The 15,204-nt window shown below is 66.8% G+C and carries 14 protein-coding genes; 9 read left to right on the top strand and 5 right to left on the bottom strand.

What is annotated here, in order from left to right; genetic code table 11:
* Nucleotides 1-4 precede the first annotated feature (4 nt).
* Nucleotides 5-1,993 carry a glycoside hydrolase family 32 protein gene (locus ACLH0K_RS03555; RefSeq protein ID WP_411375484.1) on the top strand — a complete coding sequence of 663 codons (1,989 nt, stop codon included), beginning with the start codon at nucleotides 5-7 and terminating at the stop codon, nucleotides 1,991-1,993.
* A 43-nt stretch (nucleotides 1,994-2,036) separates the two neighbouring features.
* Here the strand turns inward: ACLH0K_RS03555 and ACLH0K_RS03560 are convergent, their stop codons facing one another.
* The gene (locus ACLH0K_RS03560; RefSeq protein WP_411375485.1) at nucleotides 2,037-3,269 is read right to left on the bottom strand and encodes a glycoside hydrolase family 76 protein; all 1,233 of its coding nucleotides are present in this window, start codon (nucleotides 3,267-3,269) and stop codon (nucleotides 2,037-2,039) included.
* A gap of 135 nt (nucleotides 3,270-3,404) precedes the next feature.
* On the opposite strand from ACLH0K_RS03560, the gene ACLH0K_RS03565 reads away from it, so the two are divergent.
* The 5 genes from ACLH0K_RS03565 to ACLH0K_RS03585 all read left to right on the top strand — a co-directional run bounded on the left by ACLH0K_RS03565 (nucleotide 3,405) and on the right by ACLH0K_RS03585 (nucleotide 9,320).
* Nucleotides 3,405-4,196, top strand: coding sequence for an SDR family NAD(P)-dependent oxidoreductase (locus tag ACLH0K_RS03565; RefSeq protein ID WP_411375486.1), 792 nt, complete (start codon nucleotides 3,405-3,407; stop codon nucleotides 4,194-4,196).
* Complete coding sequence (locus ACLH0K_RS03570; protein WP_411375487.1) at nucleotides 4,193-5,404, top strand: acyl-CoA dehydrogenase family protein; 1,212 nt, start codon at nucleotides 4,193-4,195, stop codon at nucleotides 5,402-5,404. Before ACLH0K_RS03565 ends, ACLH0K_RS03570 begins: the two co-directional genes overlap by 4 nt.
* A 185-nt stretch (nucleotides 5,405-5,589) precedes the next feature.
* On the top strand, nucleotides 5,590-5,997 hold the full coding sequence (locus ACLH0K_RS03575) for a hypothetical protein (protein WP_411375488.1): 408 nt from the start codon (nucleotides 5,590-5,592) through the stop codon (nucleotides 5,995-5,997).
* A 113-nt stretch (nucleotides 5,998-6,110) separates the two neighbouring features.
* Nucleotides 6,111-8,921: a phosphoenolpyruvate carboxylase gene (gene ppc / locus ACLH0K_RS03580; RefSeq protein ID WP_411375489.1), complete on the top strand. Its 2,811-nt coding sequence runs from the start codon at nucleotides 6,111-6,113 to the stop codon at nucleotides 8,919-8,921.
* Nucleotides 8,922-9,014: 93 nt separating this feature from the next.
* Nucleotides 9,015-9,320, top strand: a complete 306-nt coding sequence (locus ACLH0K_RS03585; RefSeq protein WP_411375490.1) for a hypothetical protein — start codon at nucleotides 9,015-9,017, stop codon at nucleotides 9,318-9,320.
* A 5-nt stretch (nucleotides 9,321-9,325) separates the two neighbouring features.
* Here ACLH0K_RS03585 and ACLH0K_RS03590 read toward each other — a convergent pair whose 3' ends face one another.
* The 3 genes from ACLH0K_RS03590 to ACLH0K_RS03600 form a co-directional block, all read right to left on the bottom strand.
* Entirely contained in the window at nucleotides 9,326-9,943 is a 618-nt protein-coding gene (locus ACLH0K_RS03590) for a DedA family protein (RefSeq protein ID WP_411375491.1), read from the bottom strand.
* Nucleotides 9,944-10,015: 72 nt separating this feature from the next.
* The gene (locus tag ACLH0K_RS03595; protein ID WP_411375492.1) at nucleotides 10,016-10,729 is read right to left on the bottom strand and encodes an AfsR/SARP family transcriptional regulator; all 714 of its coding nucleotides are present in this window, start codon (nucleotides 10,727-10,729) and stop codon (nucleotides 10,016-10,018) included.
* A 132-nt stretch (nucleotides 10,730-10,861) separates the two neighbouring features.
* Complete coding sequence (locus tag ACLH0K_RS03600; RefSeq protein ID WP_411375493.1) at nucleotides 10,862-11,062, bottom strand: hypothetical protein; 201 nt, start codon at nucleotides 11,060-11,062, stop codon at nucleotides 10,862-10,864.
* A 212-nt stretch (nucleotides 11,063-11,274) separates the two neighbouring features.
* Here ACLH0K_RS03600 and ACLH0K_RS03605 point away from each other — a divergent pair, with 212 nt between their 5' ends.
* From ACLH0K_RS03605 to ACLH0K_RS03615, 3 genes are all read left to right on the top strand, one after another.
* The gene (locus ACLH0K_RS03605; RefSeq protein WP_411375494.1) at nucleotides 11,275-11,481 is read left to right on the top strand and encodes a hypothetical protein; all 207 of its coding nucleotides are present in this window, start codon (nucleotides 11,275-11,277) and stop codon (nucleotides 11,479-11,481) included.
* A gap of 62 nt (nucleotides 11,482-11,543) precedes the next feature.
* A complete protein-coding gene (locus ACLH0K_RS03610; RefSeq protein ID WP_411375495.1) occupies nucleotides 11,544-11,744 on the top strand; it encodes a hypothetical protein in 201 nt (66 codons plus the stop codon).
* 59 nt (nucleotides 11,745-11,803) lie between these two features.
* Entirely contained in the window at nucleotides 11,804-14,170 is a 2,367-nt protein-coding gene (locus tag ACLH0K_RS03615) for a MinD/ParA family protein (RefSeq protein ID WP_411375496.1), read from the top strand.
* 1 nt (nucleotide 14,171) lies between these two features.
* On the opposite strand, the gene ACLH0K_RS03620 is transcribed toward ACLH0K_RS03615, so the two are convergent.
* The gene (locus ACLH0K_RS03620; protein WP_411375497.1) at nucleotides 14,172-15,167 is read right to left on the bottom strand and encodes an RluA family pseudouridine synthase; all 996 of its coding nucleotides are present in this window, start codon (nucleotides 15,165-15,167) and stop codon (nucleotides 14,172-14,174) included.
* Between the last annotated feature and the right edge of the window lie 37 nt (nucleotides 15,168-15,204).

The raw sequence follows: 15,204 nt of genomic DNA on the forward strand, positions 1-15,204 counted from the left end.
AGCCATGACCCGGAATCCCCTCGGTACCGTACTGCCCGCCCTTCATAATTTCGCCCGCCGGAACCGCGTCCTCCTCTGGACGGTGGCCGCCATCGTTGTACTGGTGCTGGCAGTGCCCCTGGTCCTGGCCGGAAATATGCGGTCCGGTCCCGTCGGGATTGCCGGCCGTGCCCTGGAAAGCGTGGCGGCAGCCCAGTCGGTGGCGAAGGACCAAAGCGGCGGGTACGCGTCCCTCTGGCTTAAGGGAGACGACTCCACCCTGGTTGAGCGCGGCGGCAGCATCAAAACGGAAGGCACCGAGGACCTGCGCAGCATCGAATGCGGTACCGGCTGGCTGGCCGCCACCCGGGTGGAGGGGACGGTTTTCCTCCGCAGCAGCGTGGACGCGAGCATGGAAAAGGACGCCGCCGCCGTCGAACTTCCGGACTGCATCAGCGCAGAAGCCCGCGACGCCCTGCTCACCGACCTGGGCGTGGAGAAGGCCTGGTCCGCGCCGGATGCGGCCAGCCTGGCGGGGCCCGCGGAGGACCCCGGCTTCCGCCCGGCCTACCACCTCACCCCGGACCAGCGCTGGATGAATGATCCGCAGCGGCCGTTCTTCCTGGACGGGCTGTGGCACTACTACTACCTCTACAACGTGGACTACCCCGAGGGAAACGGCACGGAGTGGTACCACGCCACCAGCACAGACCTGGTGCACTGGAACAACGAGGGCGTGGCCATCGAGAAGTTCCGCAACGGCCTGGGTGACATCGAGACCGGGTCCGCAGTGGTGGACACCGAAGGGAGCGCGGGGTTCGGCAAGGGCGCCGTGATCGCGGTCCTGACGCAGCAGCATGAGGGCGTCCAGCGGCAGTCCCTGTTCTACTCCACGGACAACGGCTACTCGTTCCAGAACTATGACCGGAACCCTGTGACGGAAAACCCCGGGGCCGGGCACTGGCGTGACCCGCGGATTGTGCGCGACGACGCCAACAACCAGTGGCTGATGCTGCTCGCGGAGGGGCACAAGATCGGTTTCTACACTTCGAAGGACCTCAAGCAGTGGACGTACCTGTCCGCGTTCGAACGGGACGAGCTGGGCATCCTGGAATGCCCGGACTTCTTTCAGATGGACGTTGACGGCGACCCCGCCAAGCGGACCTGGGTTTTGGCTGCCAGCGCCAACGGCGCGGAGGAGGGCCGGACCACGGGGCTGGCGTACTGGACGGGAACCTTCGACGGCAAGGGTTTCACGGCGGACGGCGGCCACCAGTGGCTCGACGGCGGTTCAGACTTCTACGCGGCCGTCACCTGGGATGACCCGCGGCTGACGGACGGCCAGCGGAAGGCCACCCGGCATGCGATCGGCTGGATGAACAACTGGGCCTACGCCCGGAACCTGCCTACCGGCACGTGGTTTGGAGCGGCTTCGGTGGTGCGGGACCTCCGGCTGACCTCCGACGGCGGCAGGCCGGCTCTGGTCTCCACACCCACCCCCGCCTTGCAGAGCTTGGAGGGCCCGCCCGTGGAGTTGCCTGCCGGCCCGGTGCCTGCGGCAGGAGGCAGGTCGGACGATGGCGCCCTGGCTGTCCCGGACAGCGGTGCGTACAAGGTGGACCTGGAATTCGAGCGGCCGGAATCCGGCGCCGGCGAGGGGCGCTTGCTCCTGCAAAGCGGCGGCAGGACCTACGCCACTGTGGGCTACGACTTCCGCACCGGCAAGGCCTTTGTGGTCCGGGACGGCGACGCCGTTGCGGACGCCGGCAGGGGCAAAGAGGTGGACCCGTTGTACCGTGACGCCCGCGCAGTGGAAGGGCCGAAGGGCGCCGGCACTGTCCGCCTTACCGCTTACGTTGACAGGTCTTCCGTGGAGGTGTTTGTGGATGGCGGCCAAAGCCTGACCTCGCTTGTTTTTCCGCACGGGGGGAAGAAGGAAGCCCGGCTGGTCGCCGACGGCGGGGAAGTGAAGCTTAGGGGCGGCACGGTGACGCCGCTCGCGGGGATCCGCTAGGCAGACCCGCTTGCAGTCCGCCTGCCCCCGTCCAGCCGCACGCTTACCGGTTGATGGCCGCCGCTGCCTCCAGTGTCATCCACGCCTGCAGCTGGGTGGAGAGTTCGACGACGGCGCCCTCCGGATAGGTCGCGACAGCCGGTTGCACGGCATGGATGGAGAAAATGCTCGTGTCCTTGTGCTGCCGGGCGGCTTCGCCGGCGGCCAGGCTGCGCCGTCCTTCCCAGAGCGCCTGCGCCGTGTCCGTGACCAGGCGGGCGGCGGTATCGCGGGTTGCTTGCGGAAGCCTTGCATCGCGCACCGCGAGCGCCAGGTACCGGCACAGGATTCCGGTGAACAGGCCACCGTCGCCCGTGCCGTCGCAGCGGAGGACCTGCGTGCGGTCTGAACTTCCGCCGTCGGACGCGCCGCCAACCCGGGCGGGCACCGTCAGCAGCTGGTCCACTCCCGCCACCACCTCCGCCACCCGGGCGAGGTTGGCGTCCCCGCCCAACTCAAGCAGGGCTCCCAGCACGGGGCCCTGGTTGTAGGTGTACACCGTCCGGTCGATGGTGACGTTGCCGGTAGCGTCCCACCGGGCGCCATCGAGGTAGAGCGGCTGGGCCGGATCGTAAAGCGTGCGGTCCAGCCAGTCGATGAGGGACTGTGCCTTGGCGCGCTGTCCCGTGCGGGCGTAGAAGAGGGCAACCGGTGCGGTGGCGGGCGTGTTCTTAAAGTCCCGCTTCTTGCTCCAGAACACGCCGCCGCCCATATCGCCGGTGCTGGCCGCATCGAACTGCAGCGTGAGGGACCTGAAGAAAGCAGCGTTCCGGCCGCCGCCCCGGTTCCCCATAGCTTCGGCCAGTTTGTCCAGGCGGAGCGCGGCGAGGGCCAGCCAGGCCATGTCGTCGTAGTAGTTGTTGACGTAGGTGTTGGCGTTCCGCAGCCGGATCCCCGTCAGCAGCCGGGATGCCAGCCGCCCGGCGTCGGGGCGGGCGGGACTGTCGAGGCAGAGCGGGGTGCCGCCATCCCGTTCCCGTTCGCCACTGTCCACCAGGCAGTCGGCATAGTGGGCCTGCCACCAGTAGTGCCACGGAAACTGCAGGGCGGCCCGGGAGCTTAGCCATTGCAGTGCCGCCTGCCAGTTCGCGATGGGCTGCAGCGGTTCGTGGGTGACGACGGCCAGGTGCGTGCCCGGAAGGAACATCAGTTTCCGGCCAAAGAGGGCCGTCACGGACTGTGCGGCGTGGTTAGCGCGGTCCTGCCAGAGGTCGACTTTGGATCGGCTGGAGATCATGGAATCCACCCTAGCCGCGGCGACTTCCGCATCCGGGGAGCAGGGATAGTGCGGAGCGGGTCCATTTCAGTTAACATTCACTAACTGATACCCCGCTGCTGCCAGCGCGGTGAGGCGCCACATCAAGGAGGATGGATGGACATCACAGGCAGCGTCGCGCTCGTCACCGGAGGTGCGTCCGGTTTGGGGGCCGCCACCGCCCGCACACTGTTCCTTGTCGGCGCCAACGTTGTGCTCCTGGATCTCCCTTCATCCAGCGGGGCGGCGTTCGCGGACGAGCTCAACAGCCGGGCGGACGGGAACACCGCCGTCTTTGCCCCCGCCGACGTGACAAGCGAGGCCGACGTGCAGGCCGCCGTCGGGACCGCTGCCAACCTGGGACCCTTGCGGGTTGTAGTGAACTGCGCCGGAATTGCCACCCCCGGAAAGGTGCTGGGGCGCGAAGGGGTCCTGCCGCTGGACGCGTTCAACCGGGTTGTGCAGGTCAACCTCGTAGGCACCTTCAACGTGCTCCGGCTGGCCGCCGCGGCGATGGTGGCCACGGAACCGGCCACTACGGAAATTGGTGGTCCCGAGCGGGGCGTCATCATCAACACGGCCTCAGTGGCGGCCTTCGAAGGCCAGATTGGCCAGCCGGCATACGCGGCGTCGAAGGGCGCGGTAGCGGCCATGACGCTGCCCGTCGCGAGGGAACTGGCGCGCTCGCTGATCCGGGTGGTCACCATAGCCCCGGGGATCTTCGAAACCCCCATGATGGCCGGCCTGCGGCAGGAGGCGCAGGACTCGCTGGGCGCGCAGGTCCCGCATCCTTCCCGGCTGGGCAAGCCGGAGGAATACGCCAAGCTGGTGGCGCACATCGTGGACAACGCGATGCTGAACGGGGAAACCATCCGCCTGGACGGCGCCATCCGGATGGGGCCGAAATGAGCCCCGCCGGCAAGGCACTGGACCTGCCCACTGCGGACTTCTACTCCTACGAATCCCTGCTGACCCAGCCGGAACGGGACAAGCTGGCCGAGCTCAGGGCTTTCCTGGCCGCCGAAATCACGCCATGCGCGGGGGAATGGTGGAACAACGCGGAGTTCCCGGTCCACATCCTGCCCAAACTCGCGGCCCTCGAGTTGGACGCACCCGCCCGGCGCGGGTACAGCAACCTGTTCGCGGGCCTGATGATCGCGGAGATGACCCGCGCGGACACCTCCATAGCAACGTTCTTCCTGGTCCACCACGGCCTTTTCGTTGAGGCGCTCCACACTTTTGGCAGCCCCGAACAGCAACAGCGGCTGCTGGCGGACGCCTCGGAGCTGCGCATCACCGGCGCCTTCGCCCTGACCGAACCGGAACACGGCTCCGACGTGGCAGGCGGGATGGAAACCCGGGCGCGCAGGATTTCCTCCGCAACGGGAAGGCCCGACGGCGGCGGGGACGCCTGGGTGCTGAACGGCGCCAAACGCTGGATCGGCAACGGGACGTTCTGCGACTACATGCTGTTGTGGGCACGGGACGAGGCAGACGGGGCGGTCCGCGGCTTCATCGTGGACGCCAATCTTCCGGGCATCCGTCGCACCCGGATCGAAAACAAGACAGCTCTCCGGACGGTGCAGAACGCGGACATCGTGTTCGAGGATGTGCGGGTGGCGGAGGCGGACCGCTTCGCGCCAATCAGCAGTTTCAATGACACCAGGGCACTGCTGCGGGGTTCACGCATCAGTGTGGCGTGGCAGGCTGTTGGGCAACAGCTTGCGGCGTTCGACGTCGCCCGGCAGTACGCCCTTGATCGCCGGCAGTTCGGCCGGCCCATTGCCCAGTTCCAGCTCATACAGCAGCAGCTGGTGACCATGCTGGGCAACGCCGTGGCGAGCATGGGAATGATGGCCGGACTTGCCCGGCTGCAGGACCAGGGGATGGCCGACATGCCACAGGTGGCGCTCGCCAAGTCCTATCTCAGCGCCCGGACGCGTGAAACGGTGGCGCTGGGCCGGTCCATCCTGGGCGGCAACGGCATCCTGGCCGACTACCGGATGGCCCGGATCTTCCTGGATGCCGAGGCGATCTACACCTACGAAGGATCGTATGAGATCAACAGCCTGATTGTCGGCCGGGCAGTCACCGGGCTGTCAGCCTTCGGCGGTTAACGCCTTTGGCACCATCAAAATGTGGTGCGCACGGTTGAATAGGTGCTGTGGACATCTTTGCAGGGGTCGGCAGTGACTGGCTCAAGGCGCTGACATGGATCGCGGCGCTGGTGTGCGGGGCGGCTGTCCTGCTGTAGCGCCGCCGGCGCCCGGACCTCGCAGCGCTCGCCGCCGTCGTCGTATTTATGGCAGCCAGCGTCGGGGCGGGCATCTACGTCCTCAACCACCTGGGGGACGGGCGCTGGGGCGGCGACCAGGAGGCGAGGCTCAACCCGCCGCCGCTCCCTGAAACACCGATGGTAGGGCAGTTCCTGGTCCCGCTGGAGGGGGCACTGAACGGAATGGCCGACGGCGTCAACGAGTTTGTGGACTTCCGCGCCGCGCTTCCCGTGGCCCTGGAATTTTTTACCGCCGCAGGGTGGGCGCTGGTTGTCCTGGTGCCGCTGGGCCTGTTTTCCGCGGCCATCGGCGCAGCAAGGGCGCGGCGGCGTGACGCTGAGGCCGCTGCCGCGGTAGCCGAGGTGGCACAGCTGCGGGCCGAGCTCGAGCGGGTCAAGCGTCACGTAGGTTACCCGGCGGATGACATTATCTGAGACAAATTCCCCGGTGGCGCCGCCCTGCGGGTACCATTTTTGATCAGTAACGTGGCTCACAGTATCCAGCGCAGTGTACGAGCCAAGTCCGAAACCCTCGAAAGATTGCTTCCATGGCTCACACTGCAACGCATCCCGAAACTGACCTTGCCGCCGAACTGAGGGCAGACGTCCGGCGGGTGTCCACCCTGCTGGGCGAGTCCCTGGTCCGCCAGCACGGGCCGGAACTCCTGGACCTGGTGGAGCAGGTCCGCCTCCTCACCAAGGAATCCAAGGAGGCCGCCCGCGGCGGTGCGGACGCCACCGGCCCGTGGAGCGCGCATGACGTCGTTGCCCAGGTCCGCGAGCTCCTCGGCTCCCTGCCCATTGAGCAGGCCACCGACCTGGTCCGCGCCTTTGCGTTCTACTTCCACCTGGCCAACGCGGCGGAGCAGGTGCACCGGGTCCGCGGGCTGCGGACCCGCACGGAAAAGGACGGCTGGCTGGCCAGGACCGTCGCCGAAATCGCCGGCCAGGCCGGTCCTGCCGTCTTGCAGGAAGTTGTCAACGGACTGGACGTCCGCCCCATCTTCACCGCCCACCCCACCGAGGCCTCCCGCCGCTCGGTGCTGGACAAGATCCGCAAGCTCTCCGACGTCCTGGCGCAGCCCACCGCAGAGGGCACCACCGCCCGGCGCCGGCAGGACCGCCAGCTCGCGGAAATCATCGACCAGATGTGGCAGACCGACGAACTGCGCCAGGTCCGGCCCACCCCCGTTGATGAAGCCCGCAACGCCATCTACTACCTGGGCGGCATCCTCACCGACGCCATGCCCGAGATGCTGACCGAGCTGTCTGAACTGCTGAGCGAGCATGGTGTCACCCTCGCCTCCAAGGACGCACCCATCCGGTTCGGTTCCTGGATCGGCGGCGACCGCGACGGCAACCCCAACGTCACCGCCGCAGTCACCCGCGAGATCCTGCAGATCCAGAACCAGAACGCCATCCGAATCAGCATCGGCATGATCGATGAGCTGATTTCCATCCTGTCCAACTCCACGGCGCTCGCCGGGGCGGACAAGGAACTCCTGGAATCTATCGATGCCGACCTGGAGAAGCTTCCCGGCCTGGACAAGCGGGTCCTTGAGCTCAACGCCCAGGAGCCGTACCGGCTGAAGCTCACCTGCATCAAAGCCAAGCTCATCAACACGGGCAAGCGGGTGGCGGTCAACTCCAACCACGAGCACGGCCGCGACTACAGCGGAACGGACGAACTGCTGGCGGACCTTGAACTCCTGGAGCTCTCGCTGCGAAACCACTCCGCCTCGCTGGCCGCCGACGGTGCCCTGGCGCGGGTCCGCCGCGCCATCGCCTCCTTCGGCCTGCACCTGGCCACGCTGGACATCCGGGAACACGCCGACTACCACCACGACGCCGTCGGCCAGCTAATGGACCGGCTCGGCGGCCCGGGCGTGCGCTACGCCGAGCTCTCCCGCCAGCAGCGCTTCGAGGTGCTGGGCTCGGAACTCGCCTCCCGCCGCCCGCTGTCCGGCCACCCGATCAAGCTCGCCGGCGCCGCGGACGGCACCTACGACGTCTTCCGTGAGATCCGGCGCGCCCTGCGCATGTACGGGCCGGACGTCATCGAGACCTACATCATCTCGATGACCCGCGGTGCGGACGACGTCCTGGCCGCGGCCGTCATCGCCCGGGAAGCCGGACTGGTGAACCTCTTCGGCGAAAAGCCCTACGCCAAGCTCGGCTTCGCGCCGCTGCTGGAGACCGTGGAGGAGCTGCGCGCCTCGGCCGAGATCATCGACCAGCTGCTCTCCGACCCGTCCTACCGCGAACTGGTGCGGCTGCGCGGCGACATCCAGGAAGTGATGCTGGGCTACTCGGACTCCAACAAGGAATCCGGCGTGCTCACCAGCCAGTGGGAAATCCACAAGACCCAGCGGAAGCTGCGCGATGTGGCTGCCAAGCACGGCGTGCGCGTGCGCCTCTTCCACGGCCGTGGCGGTTCCGTGGGCCGTGGCGGCGGGCCCACCTACGACGCCATCCTGGCCCAGCCCAACGGCGTCCTGGAAGGCGAGATCAAGTTCACCGAGCAGGGCGAGGTCATCTCGGACAAGTACTCGCTGCCGGAGCTGGCCCGGGAAAACCTCGAGCTCTCCCTGGCCGCCGTCCTGCAGGGTTCGGCGCTGCACCGCGACCCCCGCACCTCGGACGACCAGCGGGAACGCTATGCGCAGGTCATGGAAATCATCTCCGACGCCGCGTTCGACCGCTACCGGAACCTGGTGGACCATCCCGACCTGCCGGCCTACTTCATGGCGTCCACCCCGGTGGAGCAGCTGGGCTCCCTGAACATCGGGTCCCGCCCGTCCAAGCGGCCCGATTCCGGCGCCGGGCTCGGCGGCCTGCGCGCCATCCCGTGGGTGTTCGGCTGGACCCAGTCCCGGCAGATCGTGCCCGGCTGGTTCGGCGTCGGGTCCGGGCTGAAGGCCGCCCGCGAAGCCGGCAACGGTGACCAGCTCGCGGAGATGATGGAGCACTGGCACTTCTTCCGCTCGGTGCTGTCCAACGTGGAGATGACCCTGGCCAAGACGGACCTGGATATCGCCGGGTATTACGTGGACACCCTGGTGCCCAAGGAACTGCACCACCTCTTCCGGACCATCCGGGAGGAATACGAGCTCACCGTCGCCGAGGTGCAGAACCTCACCGGCGAGCACGTCCTCCTGGACGCACAGCCCACCCTCAAGCGTTCGCTGGAGGTCCGCGACCAGTACCTGGACCCGATCAGCTACCTGCAGGTGGAACTGTTGCGCCGGATCCGCACCGAAAGCGGAACCATCAGCGGCGGCGAGATCGACGAGCGGCTGCAGCGGGCCATGCTCATCACCGTCAACGGCGTGGCCGCCGGCCTCCGCAACACCGGCTAAACCCTGCAGCTGCGCTATCACTTTTGGTCCCTAAACTGGCCGGATAGGGACCAAAAGTGATAGCGCATCCGGGGTTTGGATAGGGTGGAGGGCATGCCTTCGTTCCAGACCCGCCTCAAGATCACCGGGCTGCGGCCGGGGTATGCTCCCGAGTCCGTGATGGATACTGCCGTCGAGGTCCTTGGGACACGCCACCATGTTGAGTCACACCAGCTGCAGATCTCAGGCGGGGTGCCGCAGCTGAACCTGCGCTTCCTCGTGGAGGCGACGGAGGACAGCGGCGAGGACCAGCAGGCGCGGGAATCGGCAGCCATGATGCGCGACGCCGTCGAACGCGTTGCGCTGACCGGCACGTTGAGCGTGCTCCGCCGCAGCCGCGGCAAGTGGCTGCCCGTCTAGCCTCCTCAGCCCAACGGGCCCGGTTCCTCCACGGGGGAGCGGTTGCCGCGGCGGCGGGTGACAATAATCCCGACGACGGCGCCCACCACCAGCCCCAGCGCCACCCCGATCAGCGAGCTGGCCCAGAACGGCAGCTTGGTGGCCGAGCCGGTGACATAGCCGAGGCCCACCAGCCAGCAGGCCCACAGCACGGCGCCGAGTCCGGCGCACAGGCTGAAGCCGCGGACGGAAACGTTGGCGATGCCGGCTGCCGCTGATGTGGCCAGCCGGCCGCCCGGGATGAAACGGAGGCCAATAATGCCGCCATACGTAGATGACCGTCCAAGTTTGGCGAGCGCATCATGGATGCCCTGGTGGACCCGCCGGCCATACCGCCAGCGGTCCAGGAAGTGGCTGAGCCGGCGCCGGAAGAGCTGGAAGACCAGCATGTCGCCTATCCACGAGGCGAGGGCTGACAGTGCGGTCACCAGGAAGACGTTCGCGCGCCCGTCCGCGGAGAGTGCCCCGCCGGTGATGACCACCATCTCGGACGGGACAGGCGGAAAAATGGCATCACCGAGGACTATGGGGATGATCCAGAAGTAGATCGCGGCCCCCCAGCTGTCAGCGCTGCCGAAGTCCATGGGCACAAATTACCGCACTTTCACGTCTGCGAAACGGAGATTTCCGTCAAGATTCCCGCCTGCTAGGGGAGGTCACCGCGGGTGGAAGGCGGACACCAGCTCCGTCAGCTGGCGGGAAGGCTGGACGCCGAGTTCCGCGTCCAGCCGGCTGGCAAACATTGAATAGGCGCGCACCGCTGCTGCCCGGTTCCCTGCCGCCAGGTGCGCCTGGACGAGAAGGAGATGCGCCGATTCCCGCAGCGGCTCAATGCTGACCGCAGACAGCGCCGCGATCACCGCCCGCCCGGGCTCGTTTCCGGCGAGATACTGCCTGGCCATGAGCTCAAGCGCGCCGAGCCGCAGTTGCCGCAGCCGCTCCTGTTCGAATATCACCCAGTCGTCGTACCAGCCGGGCAGCAGCTCGGCGCGGCTCAGGTGGTCCAGGTAGGCGTCCGGGATCTGGATGCCGGGCTGTTCGCGCAGCATTGCCACGTGCCGCTGCAGCGCCCTCACATCCACGCTGACCGACTCATCCAACTCCAGGATGTCGGCCGTGGCATGGAGTAGGTGCGGGAATGAGTGCGATATGCACCAGACACTTGTGCGCAGGTTCCCGGCTGCCTGCGTCTCACTGCTTCGGGGCCACAGCAGGCCGGACAGGAAACTGCGGCGGCGGCACCCGAGGAGGCCGACGCAAGCAATCAACCGCTGCTCCCGGCAGGCCACTGCCATGGTTGTGTTGCCCCGTTGCAACCGCCAAGCCCCCAACAGGCTCAAGTGCCATTCCTGTGCCAGTGCCACAGTCATGCCATTCCCCTTCAAACGGCGAACACTTGACCCCCAGACACCCATCGTGACACTTGGTCACGTCATGTCAAGACGCTTTACAAACATAGGGGGGAGGGGACATCCCCCAACGGGCCTCCTCGCCAAGACACTTCAGGCGCGGGTGCCGCCACTTGCCTGCAGCTGGTCAAGCCAGCGCCGTACGGCCGAGAGGATTTGCTCGGCGTCGCCGGCAGCCTCCACTGTTTCCCTGTCACTGCCCGGATGGCTGGAAATCAGGCGGGCGCGGACTGCGTGGCCCTGCGCAGGTTCCGTCCACGCGCGGATTACCATCGTGCCTTCGTTGTCCGCCATACGCGGCCGCCTGCTTTCCTGGTGAGTCAGAAGAATTGTCCTCGGACACGTTACTGCCCGGTATCACCCATCCTAAACGCACGAATTAGGCCATAAACGGGCGGCCGGGAAAGCGCTCTTGGCTGAACAACGCAAAAATAACGCTCCGGTGATGACGCTGCCACGGGGTTCCGCGTTGACTGTTGGCGAGACGTCGGGAGGGGGTGATTAACATGACGGAACTCACCATCCAGGACCTGGACGGCCAGCAGGTGGAACTGCTGCCCGCGAGGGAAACCCTGACCTACTACGGAGGCGACAGCCTGAGCTTCAACCTGGCAGCTGTTGAAGCTACCAACACATCCATGGCACTGAACCTCGCTTCCCTGTGGTCACACGCTGACAGCGCTGCACTGCAGAGCATCAACGTCACGCAGTAGTCGTCCGGTAACCATGTGAATTTTGGACCCGGGTAATGCCCGGGGGAGAGGGATGAAGTGCAATGACCACTTCTACCGCGCTATTACCTGGGGAACTCGACGCCGAAGTCCTGGAGTTGCTTCCCGCCAGGGAAACGCTCTGCATCAACATCAATGTCGCTCCCGTCGTAGCTGTGAACCTGTCGTTCGCCATTAACGCGGGCACGATAAATTCTGTGGCGAATTCGGCTGCCGTGCAGGAACTGCTGGTCCTGCAACACTAGGCCGGCAGAAACTCCCATCCGGTGGGCATGCTCCACGGCGGAGCGTGCCCACCGTCCGGATGGTCTACATCTTGGTGGTGACAGTGGAAACAGCACCAGGCACAGCGCATGGCCAGCGCTGGGTCCCGACAGCCGGGCTGGTCTTCCTGGGCCAGGTTGAAGGTTCCGGACTCAAAGACCGCACGTACCTGCTGCGGCGCGGCGACGGGCAGATCGTCCAGCTCTCCGAGCTGCTCAACCTGGTGATGGTTTCCATCTCAGCCGGCAAGCCCCTTAAGCAGTCTGCACGCGAGGTCAGCGAAGCCTACGGCCGCACGCTGGACGTCAGCGGGCTGCACCACCTCCTCAATACCAGGCTGGCGCCCATGGGGCTTGTCCGTGATGCCTCGCTGGAAGCCCATGCGGCTGCCGATCCACCCAAGGCCGACCCGTTGCTGGCGCTCCGGATGCGCGGGACGCTCCTTCCGGAGGCGGCCGTTAACGTCCTGGCGAAGATCCTGTCTCCGCTCTACTGGCCTCCGGTGGTTGTCGGCGTCGTGCTTGCCCTGGCCGCCGTCGACATCCTGATGGTCCTCCATGGCGACTTCGCGGCGTCCCTGCAGCAGGTGCTGTTAACACCTGCGCTGCTCCTTGGCCTTTTTGCCCTCCTGACGGCGGGAGCCGTGTTCCATGAGCTCGGGCATGCCACGGCCTGCCGGTACGGCGGTGCCCGGCCGGGGGTTATTGGTTGCGGCGTCTACCTGGTCTTCCCGGCCTTCTTCACCAATGTGACCGACTCCTACAGGCTGGGCAGGTCGGGCCGGATCCGGACCGACCTTGGCGGGTTGTATTTCAACTGCCTGTGCCTGCTGGCCTTCGGCACCGTTTACCTGGCCACGGGCGAGGGCTTTTTCCTCCTGGCCGCCGCCCTGATGCATCTCGAGATGGTCCAGCAGCTGGTTCCCACTTTGCGGTTTGACGGCTACTTTGTCCTGGCGGACATCGCCGGGGTCCCGGACCTCTTCAACCGGATCCGACCGGTCCTGCTCAGCTTCCTGCCGGGCCGTCCGGCGGATCCTCGCGTCAAGGAACTGCGGCCCTTCGCCCGCCGCATCGTTACCGCCTGGGTCATCACGGTGGTGCCTCTGCTGCTCCTGGCGCTGGGCTGGATGCTGTTGAACCTGCCGCTGATCCTGGAGCAGACCGCCGGTGCCATCGGGCAGCACGCCGGGCATGCCGGAACGGCCGCCGGGGCCGGGGATCCCGCTGCAGCCACACTCGCAATCCTGTCCATCCTCCTGCTTTCCCTTCCGTTGGCCGGCCTGGCGATCCTGCTCTACCGGCTGCTGCTGATGGTGCTCACAGTGCTGCGCCCCCTGGCAGGCCGGGTTTGGAAGCGGGCAGGGGCAGCCCCGAGGGGCCCCAATGCTCTGGCCAGCCGGGCGGGGGAACCATCACAGAAAGGAAGTACGGCCATGGCCATCGATGTCCCGTCCGCTGGAGCGCGCGACGCCGTCCCCACCCTCCAGGACTTCCTCACCGAGAGGCCTGCACCGCCGTCGGTCCTCGCCGAGGATGGCTGGCAGGGTGCCTTGCGCCGGTTGACCGGGAGCTCCATCAACCCTGCCCCCGGCCGCCGGGAACGCGCGCATCTGCGCGCGATTGAGGACGTGCAGCGCCGGCTGGACGGGCCCCGCACGGTGGTGGTGGTCAATCCCAAGGGCGGAGCCCACAAGACCACAGCCACCCTGCTTCTCGCCGCCACGATGGGTATCCAGCGCGGCGGCTACACCCTGGCGTGGGACAACAATGAAACCCGGGGAACCCTCGGCTGGCGTGCCCCCCTGGCCGGGCACTCCCGGACGGCCGTTGACCTGCTCCAGGAGGTGGACCGGTTCGAGGACCCGGTCCTGGGACGGATCGGGGATCTGGACAAATACGTGCGCTACCAGGGCTCCACGCAGTTCGACGTGCTGGCCTCGGACGAGGACGCCGCCGGGGCCGCAACGATCGGCAGCCGGGAGTTTGACCGGCTTCATTCGGCGCTGCGGCGCTTCTACCGGATCATCATGGTGGACACGGGCAACAACATGCGGTCCTCCAACTGGGAGGCTGCCGTGGCCGCTGCTGACGAGCTGGTGATTGTCTCCACCCTTCGTGAGGACACGGTGGCAAGTGCGGTATGGCTCATCGATGGGCTGCGCGAGCGCGGATACCAAGAGAAAGTCGGCAACGCCGTCACCCTCCTCGCTGCCCCGTCCCCGCAGATCGACCAGGATCTGCTGCGGAGGGCCCGCAGCCACTTTGCGGGATTGACCCGGGAAGTCCTGGGCGTTCCGTACGACCGCTCCCTGGTGTCCGGCGCCCGGTTGAACTACCAGGCGCTGCAGCCGGCAACCCGGGAAGCCTGGCTGCAGGCAGCTGCAGCAGTGGTGCGGGGCCTCTAAGTCATACCGACTGGGCGGACCGGTCCCTTGCTGCCTCACTCAGCTCCAGCGCACTGCGGTACTCCACCGGTTTCCCGGAGATGGGATCCACAAACCGGATACCGCGGGCCAGGAGCTGCAGGGGTTTCGAGTAGTCGTCCGGTGCCTTGTCCAGCAGCTCCGGGTAGAAGGCGTCATTGATGATGCCCAGGCCCAGCGACGCCATGTGCACGCGCAGCTGGTGAGTCTTTCCGGTGTGCGGCTCCAGCCGGTAGCGCGCAAGGCGGGCAGGACCACCGGAAGCCGCATCCGCGGCGGCGGGGGCACCTGCCGCAGGCCCGCCGTCGAACGTTTCCAGGCGCTCAATCCGGGTTTCGGCATTCGGCTCGCCCTCGACCACCTCGGCAAGGAGGTAGCTCCGGGACTTGGTCATGCGGTTGCGAACCACCACGGGAAACTCGACGGCGGGATGCCCGGGAGCGGGCTCGGCGGCGGACACGCACTCGTACTCCTTCTGCACCTGCCGCTTCTCGAAGAGCACCTGGTACCTGCCGCGGGTCTTCGGGTTGGTGGAGAACAACAGCACGCCGGCGGTCATGCGGTCCAGCCGGTGCATGGGAATGAGGTCGGGCAGGTCCAGCTGGTTCCGGAGCCGCACCAGGGCCGATTCCTGGATGTAGGTGCCGCCCGGTGTGGTGGGCAGGAAGTGCGGCTTGTCCACCACCAGCAGGTGTTCGTCCTGGTGCAGTATCCCGATCTCCACCGGAATACGCGTCTCCGGCGGCAGCGTCCGGTAGTACCAGATGAAGGTGTGGTCCTGCAGGGGAGTGCCACGGTGCAGCGGGACACCGCCCTCGCCCACGATCTCGCCGGCGTCGAACCTGTCCTCGATGCCCTGGGGGTCAATGTGGCCCCAGCGGTGCATCATGTAGTCCATGGCGGTATCCCAGGGTCCTTCGTCCGGCAGGCGCAGGCGGGTGGCATTAACGCCGTCGCGGACGGGGAGGGGACATTGCATCACCGGTCCATACTACTTTGCGGGCTTCCTTTGACCT

It is taken from the genome of Arthrobacter sp. MPF02 (genome assembly GCF_046605375.1).
GTDB lineage: Bacteria > Actinomycetota > Actinomycetes > Actinomycetales > Micrococcaceae > Arthrobacter.

Coding starts and splice junctions, on each gene's coding strand:
- ACLH0K_RS03605 (WP_411375494.1), top strand. CDS start 11,275: ATGACGGAACTCACCATCCAGGACCTGGACGGCCAGCAGGTGGAACTG.
- ACLH0K_RS03595 (WP_411375492.1), bottom strand. CDS start 10,729: ATGACTGTGGCACTGGCACAGGAATGGCACTTGAGCCTGTTGGGGGCT.
- ACLH0K_RS03590 (WP_411375491.1), bottom strand. CDS start 9,943: ATGGACTTCGGCAGCGCTGACAGCTGGGGGGCCGCGATCTACTTCTGG.
- ppc (WP_411375489.1), top strand. CDS start 6,111: ATGGCTCACACTGCAACGCATCCCGAAACTGACCTTGCCGCCGAACTG.
- ACLH0K_RS03620 (WP_411375497.1), bottom strand. CDS start 15,167: ATGCAATGTCCCCTCCCCGTCCGCGACGGCGTTAATGCCACCCGCCTG.
- ACLH0K_RS03585 (WP_411375490.1), top strand. CDS start 9,015: ATGCCTTCGTTCCAGACCCGCCTCAAGATCACCGGGCTGCGGCCGGGG.
- ACLH0K_RS03600 (WP_411375493.1), bottom strand. CDS start 11,062: ATGGCGGACAACGAAGGCACGATGGTAATCCGCGCGTGGACGGAACCT.
- ACLH0K_RS03610 (WP_411375495.1), top strand. CDS start 11,544: ATGACCACTTCTACCGCGCTATTACCTGGGGAACTCGACGCCGAAGTC.
- ACLH0K_RS03555 (WP_411375484.1), top strand. CDS start 5: ATGACCCGGAATCCCCTCGGTACCGTACTGCCCGCCCTTCATAATTTC.
- ACLH0K_RS03575 (WP_411375488.1), top strand. CDS start 5,590: ATGGCAGCCAGCGTCGGGGCGGGCATCTACGTCCTCAACCACCTGGGG.
- ACLH0K_RS03570 (WP_411375487.1), top strand. CDS start 4,193: ATGAGCCCCGCCGGCAAGGCACTGGACCTGCCCACTGCGGACTTCTAC.
- ACLH0K_RS03615 (WP_411375496.1), top strand. CDS start 11,804: ATGGTCTACATCTTGGTGGTGACAGTGGAAACAGCACCAGGCACAGCG.
- ACLH0K_RS03560 (WP_411375485.1), bottom strand. CDS start 3,269: ATGATCTCCAGCCGATCCAAAGTCGACCTCTGGCAGGACCGCGCTAAC.
- ACLH0K_RS03565 (WP_411375486.1), top strand. CDS start 3,405: ATGGACATCACAGGCAGCGTCGCGCTCGTCACCGGAGGTGCGTCCGGT.